This is a genomic window from Belnapia arida (genome assembly GCF_016773205.1).
GTDB lineage: Bacteria > Pseudomonadota > Alphaproteobacteria > Acetobacterales > Acetobacteraceae > Belnapia > Belnapia arida.
The window spans coordinates 372830-387779 of record NZ_JAETWB010000001.1 but is presented as its reverse complement, the minus strand read 5'-3'; the positions used below and the strand labels follow the sequence as shown (position 1 = coordinate 387779).

At 71.0% G+C, this 14950-nt stretch carries 18 protein-coding genes; 6 read left to right on the top strand and 12 right to left on the bottom strand.

The window, feature by feature from the left end; translation table 11 throughout:
• Positions 1 to 21 precede the first annotated feature (21 nt).
• Entirely contained in the window at positions 22 to 456 is a 435-nt protein-coding gene (locus JMJ56_RS02030) for a cupin domain-containing protein (RefSeq protein ID WP_202829934.1), read from the top strand.
• Positions 457 to 462: 6 nt separating this feature from the next.
• Here the strand turns inward: JMJ56_RS02030 and JMJ56_RS02025 are convergent, their stop codons facing one another.
• The 4 genes from JMJ56_RS02025 to JMJ56_RS02010 form a co-directional block, all read right to left on the bottom strand.
• Positions 463 to 954: a hypothetical protein gene (locus JMJ56_RS02025; RefSeq protein ID WP_202829933.1), complete on the bottom strand. Its 492-nt coding sequence runs from the start codon at positions 952 to 954 to the stop codon at positions 463 to 465.
• 91 nt (positions 955 to 1045) lie between these two features.
• Positions 1046 to 1822, bottom strand: coding sequence for an enoyl-CoA hydratase (locus JMJ56_RS02020; protein ID WP_202829932.1), 777 nt, complete (start codon positions 1820 to 1822; stop codon positions 1046 to 1048).
• Entirely contained in the window at positions 1822 to 3027 is a 1206-nt protein-coding gene (locus tag JMJ56_RS02015; protein ID WP_202829931.1) for a flavin-dependent oxidoreductase, read from the bottom strand. The genes JMJ56_RS02020 and JMJ56_RS02015 overlap by 1 nt, the downstream gene beginning before the upstream one ends.
• Positions 3028 to 3061: 34 nt before the next feature.
• On the bottom strand, positions 3062 to 5380 hold the full coding sequence (locus JMJ56_RS02010; protein WP_202829930.1) for a bifunctional salicylyl-CoA 5-hydroxylase/oxidoreductase: 2319 nt from the start codon (positions 5378 to 5380) through the stop codon (positions 3062 to 3064).
• 105 nt (positions 5381 to 5485) lie between these two features.
• On the opposite strand from JMJ56_RS02010, the gene JMJ56_RS02005 reads away from it, so the two are divergent.
• Genes JMJ56_RS02005 through JMJ56_RS01985 form a run of 5 tightly spaced genes read left to right on the top strand, consistent with a single transcriptional unit; the run spans position 5486 to position 9595 of the window.
• Complete coding sequence (locus JMJ56_RS02005) at positions 5486 to 6229, top strand: SDR family NAD(P)-dependent oxidoreductase (RefSeq protein WP_202829929.1); 744 nt, start codon at positions 5486 to 5488, stop codon at positions 6227 to 6229.
• Positions 6229 to 6723 (top strand): MarR family winged helix-turn-helix transcriptional regulator, encoded by a 495-nt coding sequence (locus JMJ56_RS02000; protein WP_236037380.1) that lies wholly within the window; start codon positions 6229 to 6231, stop codon positions 6721 to 6723. Before JMJ56_RS02005 ends, JMJ56_RS02000 begins: the two co-directional genes overlap by 1 nt.
• Positions 6720 to 7532, top strand: coding sequence for an enoyl-CoA hydratase family protein (locus JMJ56_RS01995; protein WP_202829927.1), 813 nt, complete (start codon positions 6720 to 6722; stop codon positions 7530 to 7532). The genes JMJ56_RS02000 and JMJ56_RS01995 overlap by 4 nt, the downstream gene beginning before the upstream one ends.
• Positions 7533 to 7583: 51 nt before the next feature.
• Entirely contained in the window at positions 7584 to 9203 is a 1620-nt protein-coding gene (locus tag JMJ56_RS01990) for a benzoate-CoA ligase family protein (RefSeq protein ID WP_236037379.1), read from the top strand.
• Positions 9200 to 9595, top strand: a complete 396-nt coding sequence (locus tag JMJ56_RS01985) for a RidA family protein (RefSeq protein ID WP_328702235.1) — start codon at positions 9200 to 9202, stop codon at positions 9593 to 9595. Before JMJ56_RS01990 ends, JMJ56_RS01985 begins: the two co-directional genes overlap by 4 nt.
• A gap of 35 nt (positions 9596 to 9630) precedes the next feature.
• Here JMJ56_RS01985 and JMJ56_RS01980 read toward each other — a convergent pair whose 3' ends face one another.
• From JMJ56_RS01980 to pqqA, 8 genes are all read right to left on the bottom strand, one after another.
• Positions 9631 to 9867, bottom strand: coding sequence for a hypothetical protein (locus JMJ56_RS01980; protein ID WP_202829926.1), 237 nt, complete (start codon positions 9865 to 9867; stop codon positions 9631 to 9633).
• Positions 9868 to 9884: 17 nt separating this feature from the next.
• Positions 9885 to 10997, bottom strand: a complete 1113-nt coding sequence (gene pqqE / locus JMJ56_RS01975; protein ID WP_202829925.1) for a pyrroloquinoline quinone biosynthesis protein PqqE — start codon at positions 10995 to 10997, stop codon at positions 9885 to 9887.
• Positions 10994 to 11263, bottom strand: a complete 270-nt coding sequence (gene pqqD, locus JMJ56_RS01970; protein ID WP_236037378.1) for a pyrroloquinoline quinone biosynthesis peptide chaperone PqqD — start codon at positions 11261 to 11263, stop codon at positions 10994 to 10996. The genes pqqE and pqqD overlap by 4 nt, the downstream gene beginning before the upstream one ends.
• Positions 11260 to 11988, bottom strand: a complete 729-nt coding sequence (pqqC, locus tag JMJ56_RS01965) for a pyrroloquinoline-quinone synthase PqqC (RefSeq protein WP_202829923.1) — start codon at positions 11986 to 11988, stop codon at positions 11260 to 11262. Before pqqC ends, pqqD begins: the two co-directional genes overlap by 4 nt.
• Positions 11985 to 12914, bottom strand: coding sequence for a pyrroloquinoline quinone biosynthesis protein PqqB (gene pqqB / locus JMJ56_RS01960; protein ID WP_202829922.1), 930 nt, complete (start codon positions 12912 to 12914; stop codon positions 11985 to 11987). The genes pqqC and pqqB overlap by 4 nt, the downstream gene beginning before the upstream one ends.
• A gap of 9 nt (positions 12915 to 12923) precedes the next feature.
• Complete coding sequence (locus JMJ56_RS01955) at positions 12924 to 13262, bottom strand: c-type cytochrome (RefSeq protein ID WP_202829921.1); 339 nt, start codon at positions 13260 to 13262, stop codon at positions 12924 to 12926.
• Positions 13262 to 14638: a PQQ-dependent sugar dehydrogenase gene (locus tag JMJ56_RS01950; RefSeq protein ID WP_202829920.1), complete on the bottom strand. Its 1377-nt coding sequence runs from the start codon at positions 14636 to 14638 to the stop codon at positions 13262 to 13264. The genes JMJ56_RS01955 and JMJ56_RS01950 overlap by 1 nt, the downstream gene beginning before the upstream one ends.
• Positions 14639 to 14797: 159 nt before the next feature.
• Complete coding sequence (gene pqqA, locus JMJ56_RS01945; protein WP_202829919.1) at positions 14798 to 14938, bottom strand: pyrroloquinoline quinone precursor peptide PqqA; 141 nt, start codon at positions 14936 to 14938, stop codon at positions 14798 to 14800.
• Positions 14939 to 14950: the final 12 nt, after the last annotated feature.

Here is a 14950-nt window from a genome sequence, read left to right as displayed (position 1 = left end):
GAGGCGAGAATGGTGGGACCGATGACGGCCGGAATCACGCCGGCGGGCGAGGGCGAAGGAGGCGTGGCCTGGAACATCCTCGGCCAGACCTACAAGCCGCTGCAGTATTCGGCGGCGTCCTTCGCCTTCCATACCTATTTTCCGGACGGGACCTTCGTGCCGCCGCATGTGCACCGGGAGCAGGACGAGTTCATCTACCTCCTCGATGGGCGCTTCGAGCTGATGCTCGACGGGCAGACGCAGCAGGCGGGCAAGGGCGACCTGATCCGCATGCCGATGGGGCTGCCGCACGGCATCTTCAACAAGTCGGGCAGCCCGGTGACGGCGCTGTTCTGGGTAGCGCCGAGCCATGGGCTCTACGAGCTGTTCAGCCGCATCGACAATCTCGGCGACCCGGCGGAGGTGGTGCGGATCGCCGCGGAGTATGCCGTGGACTTCCTGCCGCCGCCGGGCTGAGGCAGGTCAGGAGGGTGGGGCGGTGACCAGACTGGATTGCGCAGGCACTGACTCGAGGATCGAGAGAGTGACGCCCCCAATCAGCAGGGCGGCCAGCCCGGCGGCGATGGCGAGGCGCCGGGCGCGGCGGTGGCGCCGGCGGCGGGCGGGAATGGGGACCATCTCGCCCTGCGGCGCATCGCGCTCCAGCGCGCGGCGGGCGCAGGTCAGCCAGGCATCGCCGCCGGGCAGGTCGAGCGGCACATTCGGGTCGAAGCCGGTCTCCGGCGGCTGATCGGGTGCGGTGCGCACGACCGGCAGCGAGCCGGGGAAGATGGCTGGGAAGCGGGCCCGCTCCAGCCGCTGGTGAAGCAGCGCCACGGCATCCGGCGGGCCGCCCTGGATGGCGATGCCGTAGCGGGGATGCAGCAGCACCAGCGGCAGCAGCTGGCCGCCGACGCGGCAGCGCGGCAGCGCCAGCCAGCCGGTTGCGGGTTCGGGAGTGGGATCGGAAGACATCGTCTCCTGCGTTCCGACCTTGGCTCGCATGAGGGTAATGGATCGCGGAGGGCGATGTCGCTGCGTCGCACCATCACAGGCGCGGGAAGGCTTACCGCCGGCGGTGGGCGAAGGCGCCTAGCATGCGGCGGGGTTCATCCGTCCGCCATGCGCTGGCAAAGCTTGGGATGCCGGCGGCGATGGCCTCCGTCACCGGCAGGTCCTCCCAGCGGCGGATGAGGGCCTTCTGCAGGCGGAGCGCCTCCCGCCCGGCGGCGCCGAGCATGGCAAGCCAATCGGACAGCGAGGTGTCGAGGGCTTCATCCGGGCAGATGCGCTCGACGAGGCCCCAGTCGAGGGCTTCCGCCGCATCGATGGTCTCGCCAAGCAGGAGCAGGCGGCGGGTGCGGCCCCAGCCGATGAGGCCGGGGAGCAGGGCGGCTTCCACCACCGAGGGGATGCCGACGCGGACTTCGGGCATGCCGAAGCGGGCGGAATGGGCGGCGAGGCGGAGGTCGCAGGCGGCGGCGAGCTCGAGGCCGGCGCCCAAGGTCCAGCCGTTGATGCGGGCGACGACCGGGGCGGGGCAGGCGCGGACGGCGCGGCAGCAGTCATGGACCTGGGTGATGAAGGCCTCCGCCTCGGCCCCGGTGGCGATGGCGGCCATGGTGTTGATGTCGGCGCCGCCGATGAAGGCCTTGGGGCCGGCGCCGGTCACCACCACGGCGTGCAGGCTGTCGTCGCCCGAGAGGCTGGCCATGGCGGCGACGAAGTCGGCCATCAACTGCGGGTTCAGCGTGTTCAGCTTGGCCTGATTCTCGATGGTGAGATGGGCGATGCGGCCGGTCTCGGGCGCCTCGCTATGGGTGATGTGGATGGTGCCGGGCATCAGCGGGCGACCGCGAAGCCAGCGGTCTGGGCATAGCCACGGGCGATGGCGGCCAGGTCTTCCATGGGGATCACATCCTCGATGCGGGTGAAGCCGCGGGGCGCGCGTTCGCAGACCACGTCCACGACGCGTTCCGGCCCGCCGCGGCGGTTGCTGGCGACGAGGGCCGCCGTTTTCGGCAGTCGGTCGGCCTCATAGGCCTTGAGCGCGGCGGCGACTGGCTGGGTGGCCAGGAGATCGGCCAGGCAACGGGCGTCGAGGATCGCCTGGGAGGCGCCATTGGAGCCGACGGGGTACATCGGATGCGCAGCGTCGCCGAGCAAGGTGACGCGGCCGGCCGTCCACCAGGGGAGCGGGTCGCGGTCGCACATCGGGTATTCGAGGCGCATGGGCGAGGTGCGGATCATCGCCTCGACGTCGAGGAAGGGCAGCTTCAGGCGACGGGCGAGCGGGAGAACATCCTTCAGCCGGCCGGGGCGGGACCAGTCCTCGCGGCGGGGCGGGGGCGCCTCGCCTGTCGCGGTGCGGGCGTAGATCACCCAGTTGGTGAGGCGGTGCGCCGGCGTGCTGCCGGGGGCAATGGGGTAGAAGACGAGCTTCGCCTTGAGGTCGCCGGCGATGAGCATGACGTCGCCAGTCTCGAAGGCGGGCCAGTCGAGGGCGCCGCGCCACATCTGGATGCCCTGCCAGCGGATGCCGCCGTCATCGGGGTGAAGCAGGGTGCGCAGGGCGGAGTGGATGCCGTCGGCGCCGATTAGGGCAGTGCCGCGGAGCGGGCCGGAGGTGGTCTGGGCGGTGACGCCTTCCGCATCCTGCTCGAGGCCGAGCAAGCGCTCGCCGGTGCGGAGCGCGCCGGCGGGCAGGCGCTCGGCGGCAGCGCGCCAGAGCAGGCCGTGCAGGCGGCCGCGATGGATGGAGAATTGCGGCATCGCATGGCCGGCATGGAGGCCACGGGGTTCCGACCACAGGGTCTGGCCGAGATGGTTGAGGTAGCGCAGCTCGCGCGTGCGGATCGCCGCGGCGTCGAGGGCGGGGAGCAGGCCGAGTTCCCCAAGCTCCGCGATGCCGTGCGGCAGAGTGTTGATGCCGACGCCCAGCTCGCGCAGTTCCGTCGCCGCTTCGAGGACGGTGCAGGGGATGCCGCGCCGGTGCAGCATCAGCGCGAGGGTGAGGCCGCCGACGCCGCCGCCTGCGATCAGGATCATCCCGGTCCCTCCCCTTCCCTGCGATGGCGCGAGGCTACTCCGCGGCGCGCGGCAACGTCCATTGGGGGGTGTGGCTGCGGGGGCGGGCCTTGAGGCGGAGATCGCGGAGGTCGGACTGCTCGCGGGCGGCGTTGCGCAGCAAGGCGTCCTTACCCCAGCGGTATTGCGGCGGGCAGGCGATGTCGGCGACGCCGTAGCCGGCGGCGGCGCGGAGGGTGAAGCTGGGGTCCGTCAGGTGCGGGCGGGCGAGCGCGACGAGATCGGCACGGCCGGCGGCGAGGATGGTGTTCACCTGGTCGGCGGTGGTGATGTTGCCGACGCATAGGGTGGCGATGCCGGCCTCCTGGCGGATCATGTCGGACCAGGGGACCTGGAACATGCGGCCGAAGACGGGGGCGGCGTCGTGGACGGTCTGGCCGGTGGAGACGTCGATCAGGTCGCAGCCGGCGGCGGCGAAGGCGCGGGCGATCGCCAGCGTGTCCGCGTCGGAAATGCCGCCATCGGCCCAGTCGGTGGCGCTGAGGCGGACGGACATGGGCTTGTCCGCGGGCCAGAGGGCGCGGAGGGCGGTGAAGACCTCGAGCGGGTAGCGGAGGCGGTTGGCGATGGGGCCGCCGTACTCGTCGGTGCGGCGGTTGGTCAGTGGGGAGAGGAAGCTGGCGAGCAGGTAGCCATGGGCGCAGTGCAGTTCCAGCATGTCGAAGCCGCAGCGGAGGGCGCGCGTGGCGGCGGCCAGGAAGTCGGCCTTCACCGCGTCCATGTCGGTGCGGGTCATCTCGCGCGGGGTCTGGTTGTCGGGGCGGTAGGGAATGGGGCTGGCGGAGAGGATGGGCCAGGCGCCCTGCTCCAGCGGGCGGTCCATGCCTTCCCACATCAGCTTCGTCGCGCCCTTGCGGCCGGCGTGGCCCAACTGAAGCGCGATCTTCGTCGGGCCGTGCTGGTGGACGAAGGAGACGATGCGGGTCCAGGCGACTTCCTGCGCGTCGGTCCAGAGGCCGGTGCAGCCGGGGGTGATGCGCGCCTCGGCGGAGGGGCAGGTCATCTCGGTGAAGATGAGGCCGGCGCCGCCGACGGCACGCGCGCCGTAATGCATCAGGTGGAAGTCGGTGGGGAGGCCGTCTTCCGCACTGTACATGCACATGGGCGAGACGACGGTGCGGTTGGCGAGCTCCAGGCCGCGCAGGCGGAGGGGCTGGAACATGGGCGGCTTGGCGGGGTCGCCGTCTTCCTCCGTGGCGAAGACCGCTTGCGCCTCGGCGACGAATTCGGGGGCGCGGAGGGCGAGGTTGTCCCAGGTGATGGCCTTGCTGCGGGTCATCAGGCCGAAGGCGAAGCGCGTCGGGTGCATGTCCCAGAAGCGGCGGACATGCTCGAACCAGACGAGGGAGACATCCGCCGCGTGCTGGGTTTTCTCCACATCCTCGCGGCGGCCGTGCTCGAAGCGCGAGAGGGCGTCCGCCGTGTCGCCGGCCTGCAGGAAGGACTGGTGGAGGGCGATGGCGTCCTCCATCGCCAGCTTGGTGCCGGAGCCGATGGAGAAGTGGGCGCTGGCCTTGGCGTCGCCGATCAGGACGAGGTTGCCGCGCGTCCAGCGGGCGCATTTCAGCGCGGGGAAGCGGCGCCAGGCGGAGCGGTTGGTGATCAGGCGGTGGCCGGCGAGTTCCTCGGCAAAGACCTCCTCCATGAAGCGGGCGCTCTGCGCCTCGTCCATGGCGTCGAGCCCGGCGCGCACGAAGGTCTCCGGGTCGGTCTCGAGGACCCAGGTGCTGGCATTCGCCTCGTACTGGTAGCAATGGGCGATGAAGATGCCCTCGGGCCGCTCCTTGAAGAAGAAGGTGAAGGCGTCGAAGGGGCGCGTCGATCCCATCCAGGCGAAGCGGTTGGGGCGGAGGGTGACCTCGGGCTGGAAATGCTCGGCGAAGCGGGTGCGGATGGGGCTGTTGATGCCGTCGGCGGCGACGATGAGGTCGGCATCGGGGAAATCCTCGGGCTGGGCTTCCTCGCCGAAGCGGAGCTCGACGCCGAGCTGGCGGGCGCGCTGCTGGAGCAGCAGCAGCAGGGTACGGCGGGAGCAGCCGCAAAAGCCGTTGCCGCCGATGCGGTGGACCGCGCCCTTCGCGTGGATGGCGATGTCGTCCCAGTAGGCGAAGCTCTCGGTGATGGCGCGGTAGCTCGGCGCATCGGCGGCGGCGAAGGCGTCGAGCGTCGCGTCGCTGAAGACGACGCCGAAGCCGAAGGTGTCGTCGGCGCGGTTGCGCTCCACCACGGTGATGCGAGCGCTGGGGAAGTCGCGCTGCATCAGGATGGCGAAGTAGAGGCCGGCGGGGCCGCCGCCGATGATCGCGATGCGCATGGAGAGGCCTCCGCTGACCGGATAGTTTAGGCTTCAACTATTTTCCGCCGCAACCGGAATTGGGCGTTGCGGGATCTGGAGACGATGTTTTAGGCTTCAAGCATCATGGATCATGGCAGCGCCGCATTGAGGGGTCTGCCTGCGCTCGTCACCGGCGGGGGCAGCGGGATCGGCCTGGCTTGCGCGCGGGCGCTGAGCGCGGCGGGGGCAGAGGTGACGGTGCTCGGGCGGCGCGAGGCGCCGCTGCGGGCGGCGGTCGAAGCGGGAGCGGCGAGCGGCTTCGTCCTGGGCGATGTGGCGGGGGAACTCCCTCCCCTGCCCCGCTGTGCGCTGCTGGTGAATGCGGCCGGCGCGGCCGAGAGCGCGCCGTTTCTCAGGACCGATGATGCGCTCTGGGGGCGGATGCTGGGGGTGAACCTGCTGGGCGCCGCCGCCGTCATCCGCGCGGTGCTGCCGGGGATGCTCGGGACGGGGCATGGGCGCATCGTCAACATCGCCTCGACGGCAGCGGTGAAGGGCTATCCTTACGTCACGGCCTATGCGGCGGCGAAGCATGGGCTGCTCGGGCTGACGCGGGCGCTGGCGCTGGAAGTCGCCGGGCGGGGCGTAACCGTGAACTGCCTGTGTCCGGGCTTCACCGAGACGGAGATCGTCGCCGAGAGCGTCGCGCGCATCATGGCGAAGACCGGGCGGGGCGAGGCGGAGGCCAGGGCGGAGCTGACGCGGCACAATCCGCAGGGGCGGCTGGTGCAGCCGGAGGAGGTGGCGGCGGCTGTCGTCTTCCTGTGTCTGCCCGAGGCGGCGGCGGTGAATGGCGTGGCGCTGCCGGTGGCGGGGGGCGAGGCGTGATGCCGCTCGATGCGGAGACGGCGCTGGCCGATGCGCCGCCGGGGCACAAGGACGAGCTGCGGCTGTGGCTGCGGCTGCTGACCTGTACCAACCTGATCGAGGCGGAGATCAGGCGGAGACTCAGGGCCGAGTTCGACACGACGCTGCCGCGCTTCGACCTGCTGGCGCAGCTGGAACGGCATCCGGGCGGGCTGACGCTCGGCGAGATCTCGCGGCGGATGATGGTCAGCAACGGGAATGTCACGGGGCTTGCCGCGCGGCTGGAGGAGGAGGGGCTGGTCGAGCGGCGCGTCAGCGCGACCGATCGGCGGGCGCAGAGCCTTCGGCTGACGGCCAAGGGGCGGCGGGAATTCGCGCGGCAGTCGGCGGCGCATGAGGGCTGGGTGGCGGAGCTGCTGGGCGGGCTGAGCCTCGCCGAGCGGGAGGCGCTGCAGGCGCTGCTCGGGCGGGCGAAGGCGAGCGTGACGGCGGGCTTGGAGGAGAGTGGCGCATGATTCCGCTGGCAGGATATCGGGCGGAGCATTTTCGGCTCGCGGTGGAGGGGGCGGTGGCGACGATCACCCTCGACCGGCCGGAGCGGAAGAATCCGCTGACCTTCGAGAGCTATGCGGAGCTCGGCGCGCTGTTCCGGGCTGCCGTGCGCGAAGAGCAGGTGAAGGTCTTCGTCCTCGCCGGCGCGGGGGGGAATTTCTGCTCGGGCGGCGATGTGCACGAGATCATCGGGCCGCTCATCGAGCGCGATACCAAGGGGCTGATGCAGTTCACCGCGATGACGGGCGAGCTGGTGAAGGCGATGCGGGCCTGCCCGCAGCCGATCATCGCGGCCGTCGATGGCGTCGCTGCCGGGGCGGGCGCGATCCTCGCCATGAGCGCCGATCTGCGCCTTGCGACGCCGCGGGCGAAGGTGGCCTTCCTGTTCAACCGCGTCGGGCTGGCGGGCTGCGACATGGGCGCCTGCGCGATCCTGCCGCGGATCATAGGTCAGGGGCGGGCGAGCGAGCTGCTCTATCTCGGGCGGTCGATGACGGCGGAGGAAGGACACGCCTGGGGGTTCTTCAATGCGGTGCACGCGGCGGAGGAGCTGGCGGGGAAGGCGGCGGCGCTTGCTAGGGAGATTGCGGAGGGGCCGAGCTTCGGCCATGCGATGACCAAGCGCATGCTGCAGATGGAATGGGCGATGAGCGTCGAGCAGGCGATCGAGGCCGAGGCCGTCGCCCAGGCGCTCTGCATGACGACAGGGGATTTCCGCCGCGCCTATGAGGCATTCGCGGCCAAGCAGCGCCCGGTCTTCAAGGGCGACTAACTAGTGGATCACGCACAGCCGGCCGACTGCACTCCGGGATGGGAGGTGGCGATGGATGGCATGATGATGGAGACCGTCTCGGCGCATGCCGACGGCTTCGCGCGGGAGCGGTTGCCGCCGCGGGAAATGTGGCCGGAATTCCGCTTCACCTTGCCGCAGCTGCGGTATCCGGCGCGGGTCAATTGCGCAGGCGTGCTGCTGGATGGGAATCTGGCGAGGCGGGCGGATCATCCGGCGCTAGTGACGCCGACGGAGACGCTGACCTATGCGCAGCTCGCCGAGCGGGTGAACCGGATCGCTAATGTGCTCGTCCATCGCACGGGGCTGGTGCCGGGCAACCGGGTGCTGCTGCGGGGCGCCAATACGGCCTGGATGGTGGCGGCCTATTTCGCGGTGCTGAAGGCGGGCGGGATCGTCGTCGCCACCATGCCGTTGCTGCGTGCCAAGGAACTCGGGCAGATGCTGCGGAAGGCGTGCATCAGCCACGCGCTCTGCGATGCCAGGCTGGGCGAGGCGCTGGCCGGGGCGGAGGCGCCCGATCTCAGGCATGTGCTGCATTGGGGGGATGGGGAGCTGGAGGGGCTCTGCGCCCGGGAGAGCCCCGAGTTTGCCGCCTGCGATACGGCGGCCGACGACATCTGCTTGATCGGCTTCACCTCGGGCACCACTGGGGAACCGAAGGGGACACTGCATTTCCATCGCGACATGCTGGCGATCTGCGATGCCTATGGGCGGGAGGTGCTGCGGCCCGAGGCGTCGGATGTGTTCATCGGCTCGCCGCCACTGGCCTTCACCTTCGGGCTCGGGGGGCTGGTGCTGTTCCCGTTCAGCGTCGGCGCGACGGCGGTGCTGCTGGAACGGGCCTCGCCGGATGACCTGCTGCCGGCGATCGCGCGGCACCGGGCGACGGTGTGCTTCACCGCGCCGACCGCGTATCGGGCGATGGCGGCGAAGGCCGGGGAACATGACCTGTCCAGCTTGAGGAAGTGCGTCTCGGCGGGGGAGGTGTTGCCGAAGCCGATCTTCGAGGCGTGGCGGGCGGTGACTGGCCTCAAGTTGATGGACGGGATCGGGGCGACAGAGATGCTGCACATCTTCATCGCGGCGCGAGAGGAGGAGATCCGGCCCGGCGCGACCGGGCTGCCGGTGCCGGGCTACGAGGCGAAGGTCGTCGATGCGGATGGCGAGGAGGTGCCGCGCGGGGTGGCGGGGCGGCTCGCCGTGCGGGGGCCGACGGGGTGCCGCTACCTCGATGATCCGCGGCAGGCGCGGTATGTCGAGCGCGGCTGGAACATCACCGGGGATACCTACGTCCAGGACGAGGACGGGTATTTCTGGTACCAGGCGCGGAGCGACGACATGATCGTCTCCGCCGGCTACAACATCGCGGGACCGGAGGTGGAGGCGGCGCTGCTGACGCATCCGCTGGTGCGGGAATGCGGCGTGGTCGGCGTGCCGGATGACGAGCGGGGGATGGTGGTGAAGGCCTTCGTCGTGCTCGCCGCAGGCGCCATTGCCGATGCAGCGACCGAGCGTGCCCTGCAGGAGCATGTGAAGGCGGAGATCGCGCCCTACAAGTATCCGCGCCGGCTGGAGTTCGTGGCAAGCCTGCCGCGGACGGAGACCGGCAAGCTGCAACGCTTCGCCTTGCGTCGGGGAGGGATCGCGTGAGTCTCGAGAGCCTTCAGCCGCCGGGCTGGCCGCAGCCGAGGGGCTATGCGAACGGCATGGCAGGGCGCGGCAAGACCGTGCTGCTCGGCGGGCAGATCGGCTGGGATGCGGAGGGGCGCTTCGCCGGGGGCTTCATCGGGCAGGTGCAGCAGGCGCTGCGGAACATCCTCGCGGTGCTGGCCGAGGCGGGTGGCGGGCCGGAGCATATCGGGCGGATGACCTGGTACGTCACCGACATGGCGGAGTACCGGGACAGCCTGCGGGCGCTGGGGCCGGCCTACCGTGCCGTCATGGGGCGGCATTTTCCGGCGATGACGCTGGTGCAGGTGGTAGCGCTGGTGGAGCCGGAGGCGCGGGTCGAGATCGAGGCGACGGCGCTCATCCCGGACTGAGGCGAGATGGCCGGGCCAGGCCCGGCCATGGCGAGTCAGATGGGGTTGGCGCCGGCCATGGGCTCGCCTTCGTCCGGCATCGCCTCGGTCGTCGGCATGCTGGTGGTGTCGTCCTTCCAGCTGTTGCGGCGCTTCATCGCCTGGCGGGCGAGGCAGGCCCCGCCCACCGCGGCGGCGCCGAGGCCGAGGCCGGTGAGGAAGGCGAAGCTGGCGACGACCATGCCGGTTGTCGTGGCAGCGGCGGCGGTGGTGGCGGCGGCGCGCATGAACATGCTGATGTCTCCCGGGTTCAGGCTAGAGGTAGGACCGGCGCGGGCTGAGGCAAGCGGCCCGGCTCGCGGTAGGTGAAACCCTCCCCGGCTCGGTCGGAGGCTTCCAGCGCCAGGGCGAGCAAGGCGTGGTGAGGAGAAAGGGCGCAGGCGGGGTCGGTCGCCGCCGCGTCGCCGGTGAGGGCGAAGGCCTGGCAGCGGCAGCCGCCCCAATCCTGCTCGGCGCGGGCGCAGCCCTGGCAAGGTTCTGGCATCCATCCGGTGCCGCGGAAGCGGTTGAAGGCTTCCGACTCCTCCCAAGCGGCGCGGAGGGTGGTGGTGCGAGCGTCGGGAAAGTCGAAGCCGGGCAGGCTCTCCGCCGCATGGCAAGGCAGGATGCGGCCGGCGGGGGAGACGGCGAGGAAGCGCTGGCCCCAGCCGCCCATGCAGGATTTCGGGCGGGTCGCGTAGTAGTCGGGCACGACGTAGTCGATGACGAGGCGGCCGCGATGGGTGGTGCGGGCGGCCTCGACGGTCGCGGTGGCGGCGTCGAGCTGGGCGCGGGTCGGCATCAGGGCGTCGCGGTTGGCCAGGGCCCAGCCGTAGTACTGGACATGGGCGACTTCGAGGCGGCCGGCGCCCAATTCCAGGGCGAGGTCGATCATCGCGGGCAGGCGGTCGAGGTTCTGGCGGTGGACGACGGCGTTGAGGGTCAGCGGCAGGCCGGCTTCGGTGACCAGATGGGCGAAGGCGAGCTTCTTCGCGTGGCCGCCGCGGTAGCCGCCGATGCGGTCGGCGGACGTCGGCTCGGCATCCTGGATGGAGAGCTGGACGTGGTCGAGGCCGGCCTCCGCCAGCGCGTCGAGGCGGGTGCCGTTCAGCAGGACGCCGGAGGTGATGAGGTTGGTGTAGAGGCCGGCGGTGCTCGCGGCACGGACGAGGTCGAGGATATCGCGGCGGGCGGTAGGCTCGCCGCCGGAGAGGTGGATCTGCAGGCAGCCGAGATCGGCGGCCTCCACGAAGATGCGGGACCAGGTGGCGGTGTCCAGTTCCTCGCCCGGGCGGGTGAGCGCGGTGGGGTTGGAGCAATAGGGGCAGCGCAGTGGGCAGCGATGGGTGAGCTCGGCCAGCAGGGCGAGCGGGGGGGCGGTCATGCCGTCACAACGCCCTTGGCGGCCAGATCGTCCAATAGGGTGGTGATGTCGGCGAGGATTTCCTCGCGCGGAGCTGAGTAGCGGGCGGCGAGCGCGTCGGCGATGGCGGCGAGGCTGCTGGTGCCGTCGAGCAGGCGGATGATCTCGAGGGCGATCTCGTCGGGAACGAACATGCGCTCGGGGCCGAGGACGACCCATTGGGCGCGGGTCTTGTCCTCGCGAAGCTTCATGCCGCGGGCCAGCTTCGGGACCGTTTCGGGGCTCATGGGCGGAAGGCGCCCGGGGGTGGGAGGGCCGGTTCCACATAGGCGAAGTGGAGGGCGTCGAGCTGGGCCCAGAGCAGGTTGCATTTGAAGCGGAGGGCGGCGAGCACCTGCTCCTGCTCGGCGCGGGTGCGGGCCTCGCGCTTCACGTAGCCGAGGGCGAAGTCGACATCCTGCGGGGCCTGGGTCAGGCGAGGGGTGAAGTAGGCGAGCGTCGCCTCCGAGACGAAGTCGTAGCTGCGCAGCATGCCGGAGACGCGCTCCGAGATGATCGCGGGCGAGAACATCTCGGTCAGTGAGGAAGCAACGGCTTCCAGCACGGAGCGGGACTTCACGAAATTCACGTAGGCATCGACGGCGAAGCGGGTGGCGGGGAGCAGGCCCTGCAGCGAGACGACGTAGTCGCGGTCGAGGCCCAGGCCGTCGGTGAGCTTCAGCCAGCGCTCGATGCCGCCCGGGTGGGTGCCGTCGCCGTCATGGTCGACGATGCGGCGGCGCCATTCGCGGCGGAGCTCGGGCGTCGGCAGGCGGGCGAGGAGCGAGGCGTCCTTCGCCGGGATGCTCGCCTGGTAGTAGTAGCGGTTGAGCGCCCAGGCCTGGACCTGCGGCTTCGTCAGCTTCCCCCCGTGCAGCAGGTGATGGAAGGGGTGGTGGACGTGGTAGCGCTCGGCGCCGATCGCCTCGAGGCGGGCGTGCAATTCCTCGGGCGGGAGCAGGTCGTCGGTCATGGGGTGACCTCCATGCCGTCCTCGGCGACCTCCCAGCCGGCGGCATGGACCGCTGCGCGCTCGGGGCTGTCGTCCAGCAGGACGGGGTTGGTGTTGTTCAGGTGGATGAGGATGCGGCGGCGGATGGCGAGGCCCTCGCAGGCGGCGAGGACGCCCCCGGGGCCGGAGATGCTCATATGGCCCATGCGGGCGCCGGTCTTGGGGCCGGCGCCGGCGCGGATCATCTCGTCATCGCGCCAGAGGGTGCCGTCGATGAAGAGGCAGTCGGCGTTGCGGAGGCGGGCGGCCATGGCCGGGGTCATGGCGGCGCAGCCGGGGATGAAGTGGAGGCTGCGGCCATGGGCGGAGAGGCGGAGGCCGATGGTCTCGCCCTCGTCGGCGCGGCCGGGGTCCCTGCCCTGCTCGGCGAAGAGCGGGATCTTGCCGGGGACGGGATAGGCTTCGACCGTGAGGCCGAGGGGAGTGCCGGCGGCATCCGTCAGCGGGAGCGGCGCCTCCAGCGGCAGCGGGCGGCGGGTGACGAGGGCCGGATTCACGGCGAGGAAGATGGGGTTGGCGGCGAGGACATCGAGCGATTGCGGAGCGCCGTAGAGGGCGAAGGGATGGCCTTCGCGGAGCGTCAGAAGGCCGGTGATGGTGTCCACTTCGGCGCCGGTCAGGACCACGGCGGCGATGGGGGAGTGGCGGATGGCGCCGTCGCGTGGCTGCGGGTGGAGGGCGGGCGTCGCCTGGAGCTGGGTGCGGAGGTCGGGCGAGGCGTTGAGCAGCACCCAGCGCTCGCCATCGGCGGTCACCGCGAGGGAGGCCTGGGTGCGGGGGCGCACGGCGGGGTCGCCGGCGCGGGCGCGGAGGCAGCCGGGGCCGGCGGAATTCCATTGCGGGAAGCCGCCGCCAGCCGCGGCGCCGAGGACGATGGCCTGGAGCATGCGGGGAGACTAGCGCCCGGGAGGCGTCGCCGTCACCTCGATGGCGGCGTACCAGGCGGCGAGGTTGGCGATGTCGGTCTCGCTGAGGGCGGCGGCCATGAGGTTCATCTGCTCGTGGACCCGTACCTTGTCGCGGAAGGCGCGGAGCTGCTCAGCTAGGTAGGCGGGGTTCTGGCCGGCGAGGTTGGGGGCGTCGGGCTGCACGGCGATGCCGTCATTGCCGTGGCAGACCGCGCAGCGGCCGCCGGCGAGGCGGCGGCCGGCGCGGGCGTCGCCTTCCTGTGCCCAGGCGGGGGCAAGAGCGGGGCTGGCCAGGAGGAGGGCCAGCCCGAGACAGGCGAGCCGCATCAGCGGCGGCGGTCGTAGGAGATGCGGTAGACGGCGCCGGCCATGTCGTCGGAGACCAGCAGGGAGCCGTCGCGCAGCGTTGCCACATCAACCGGACGGCCGAGATATTCGTTGGTCTCGGCGTCGAGCCAGCCTTCCGCGAAGGCCCGGTGCTCGCGCACCGTACCGTCCTGGTTGAGGAAGGTGACCATGAGACGGGCGCCGATGGGTGTCGTGCGGTTCCAGGAGCCGTGCTGGGCGTTGAAGATGGCGCCGCGGTATTCCTCGGGGAACATGCGGCCCTCGTAGAAGGTGAGGCCGAGATCGGCGGCGTGCGGGGCGGTCTCGACCACGGGGGGGACGGCCTCGGCCGGGGGCTGGGCGGTGCGGTACTCATTGGTGCGGACCGTGCCGCCGCCATACCAGGGGAAGCCGAAATTCTGGTTCGCCGCGGTGATGCGGTTCAGCTCGCCGGGCGGGGTGTCGTCGCCCATGCCGTCCACCTGGTTGTCGGTGAACCAGAGCTCGCTGGTACCGGGGCGGAAGGCGATGCCGACGCTGTTGCGGATGCCGCGCGCATAGACCTCGCGGTTCTGGCCGTTGCGGTCCATCCGCACGATGCCGCCGATGCCGACGCGGTTGTAGACGTCCATCTTGGCCGGCGCGGGCACGTTGAAGGGCTGGCCGAGCGAGATGTAGAGCTTGTTGTCCGGGCCGATGCGGCAGACGCGGGCGCCGTGGTTGAAGCTCTCCTCCGCCGCGGGGATGAGCCCGCCCTGCGGGACGACCACTTCGGCGGCGACATCGGGCGTCTCGTAGAAGAACTCGGCCGCGGGGAAGGCGATGACGCGGTTGTGCTCGACGACGTGCAGGATGCCGTCGGGCGAGAAGCAGAGGCCGTTGGGGACGCTGAACTGCACTGAGGGGGCGAAGACCTTCACTTCGTCGGCGACGCGGTCGCGGTCGCGGTCGGTGATGGCCCAGACGCGCTGCTTGCGGGTGCCGACGAAGACGACGCCGGAGGAGGGGCCGACCGCGATGTGCCGCGCATCCGGCACGACGGCATAAAGCTCGATGCGGAAGCCTTCGGGCAGGCGGATGGATTCGAGGTTGCGGCGGATCGCGTCGGCGCGGCGACCGTCCTGCGGCACGGTCTCGATCTGCATCGAGGTGCCGGTGGTGCGGAATTGGCCGAGGCGGTCGAGGTTGTTCTGGCCGGCATTGGGCACGGGGCCGGGCGGGGGCGGGCGGACCGCGGGGCTGGTCTCGCCGGGGACGGCGCCGCCCGTGTTGGTGGGGGCGCGGCCCGGCTGGGCTTGGTTCTGGGCCTGGTTCTGGGCGACGGCCGGCACGGCCACGGCGATGGCGGCGCCGAGCAGGATGGCGAAATGCTTCATGGGTCCCTCCCCGCTTCCGCCTTCACGGCGGTTCGCCCGGGAGCATGCGCGGCCAAGCGGCGGCGGCGGGATGACATCGCCGTGAGAAAGAAGCCGGTCGCGACAGCGCCGCGCCGAGGGGGTGCCCCGGCGCGGCGCTGCCTTAAGCCAGATCGGCGGTCAGCCGATTTCAGCGCAGGCGTAGCTGTTGATTTCGAGGGCGAGCGAAACTTCGGTCACCCGCGGCTTTTTCCAGGCCATGATATCCTCCATCGGATGTGGTGGCCGCTTGATAGTGGGGCCGGGATCGGCGATGGGCAAGCATTCGCTGAG

What these genes read in the sequence shown, in the direction of transcription:
- pqqC (WP_202829923.1), bottom strand. Translation starts at nt 11,988, where the DNA reads ATGACCGACGACCTGCTCCCGCCCGAGGAATTGCACGCCCGCCTCGAG.
- JMJ56_RS02025 (WP_202829933.1), bottom strand. Translation starts at nt 954, where the DNA reads ATGTCTTCCGATCCCACTCCCGAACCCGCAACCGGCTGGCTGGCGCTG.
- JMJ56_RS01995 (WP_202829927.1), top strand. Translation starts at nt 6,720, where the DNA reads ATGATTCCGCTGGCAGGATATCGGGCGGAGCATTTTCGGCTCGCGGTG.
- JMJ56_RS02015 (WP_202829931.1), bottom strand. Translation starts at nt 3,027, where the DNA reads ATGATCCTGATCGCAGGCGGCGGCGTCGGCGGCCTCACCCTCGCGCTG.
- JMJ56_RS02020 (WP_202829932.1), bottom strand. Translation starts at nt 1,822, where the DNA reads ATGCCCGGCACCATCCACATCACCCATAGCGAGGCGCCCGAGACCGGC.
- JMJ56_RS02005 (WP_202829929.1), top strand. Translation starts at nt 5,486, where the DNA reads ATGGATCATGGCAGCGCCGCATTGAGGGGTCTGCCTGCGCTCGTCACC.
- pqqB (WP_202829922.1), bottom strand. Translation starts at nt 12,914, where the DNA reads ATGCTCCAGGCCATCGTCCTCGGCGCCGCGGCTGGCGGCGGCTTCCCG.
- pqqD (WP_236037378.1), bottom strand. Translation starts at nt 11,263, where the DNA reads ATGAGCCCCGAAACGGTCCCGAAGCTGGCCCGCGGCATGAAGCTTCGC.
- JMJ56_RS01950 (WP_202829920.1), bottom strand. Translation starts at nt 14,638, where the DNA reads ATGAAGCATTTCGCCATCCTGCTCGGCGCCGCCATCGCCGTGGCCGTG.
- JMJ56_RS01980 (WP_202829926.1), bottom strand. Translation starts at nt 9,867, where the DNA reads ATGTTCATGCGCGCCGCCGCCACCACCGCCGCCGCTGCCACGACAACC.
- JMJ56_RS01990 (WP_236037379.1), top strand. Translation starts at nt 7,584, where the DNA reads ATGGATGGCATGATGATGGAGACCGTCTCGGCGCATGCCGACGGCTTC.
- JMJ56_RS01955 (WP_202829921.1), bottom strand. Translation starts at nt 13,262, where the DNA reads ATGCGGCTCGCCTGTCTCGGGCTGGCCCTCCTCCTGGCCAGCCCCGCT.
- pqqE (WP_202829925.1), bottom strand. Translation starts at nt 10,997, where the DNA reads ATGACCGCCCCCCCGCTCGCCCTGCTGGCCGAGCTCACCCATCGCTGC.
- JMJ56_RS02030 (WP_202829934.1), top strand. Translation starts at nt 22, where the DNA reads ATGACGGCCGGAATCACGCCGGCGGGCGAGGGCGAAGGAGGCGTGGCC.
- JMJ56_RS02000 (WP_236037380.1), top strand. Translation starts at nt 6,229, where the DNA reads ATGCCGCTCGATGCGGAGACGGCGCTGGCCGATGCGCCGCCGGGGCAC.
- JMJ56_RS02010 (WP_202829930.1), bottom strand. Translation starts at nt 5,380, where the DNA reads ATGCGCATCGCGATCATCGGCGGCGGCCCCGCCGGCCTCTACTTCGCC.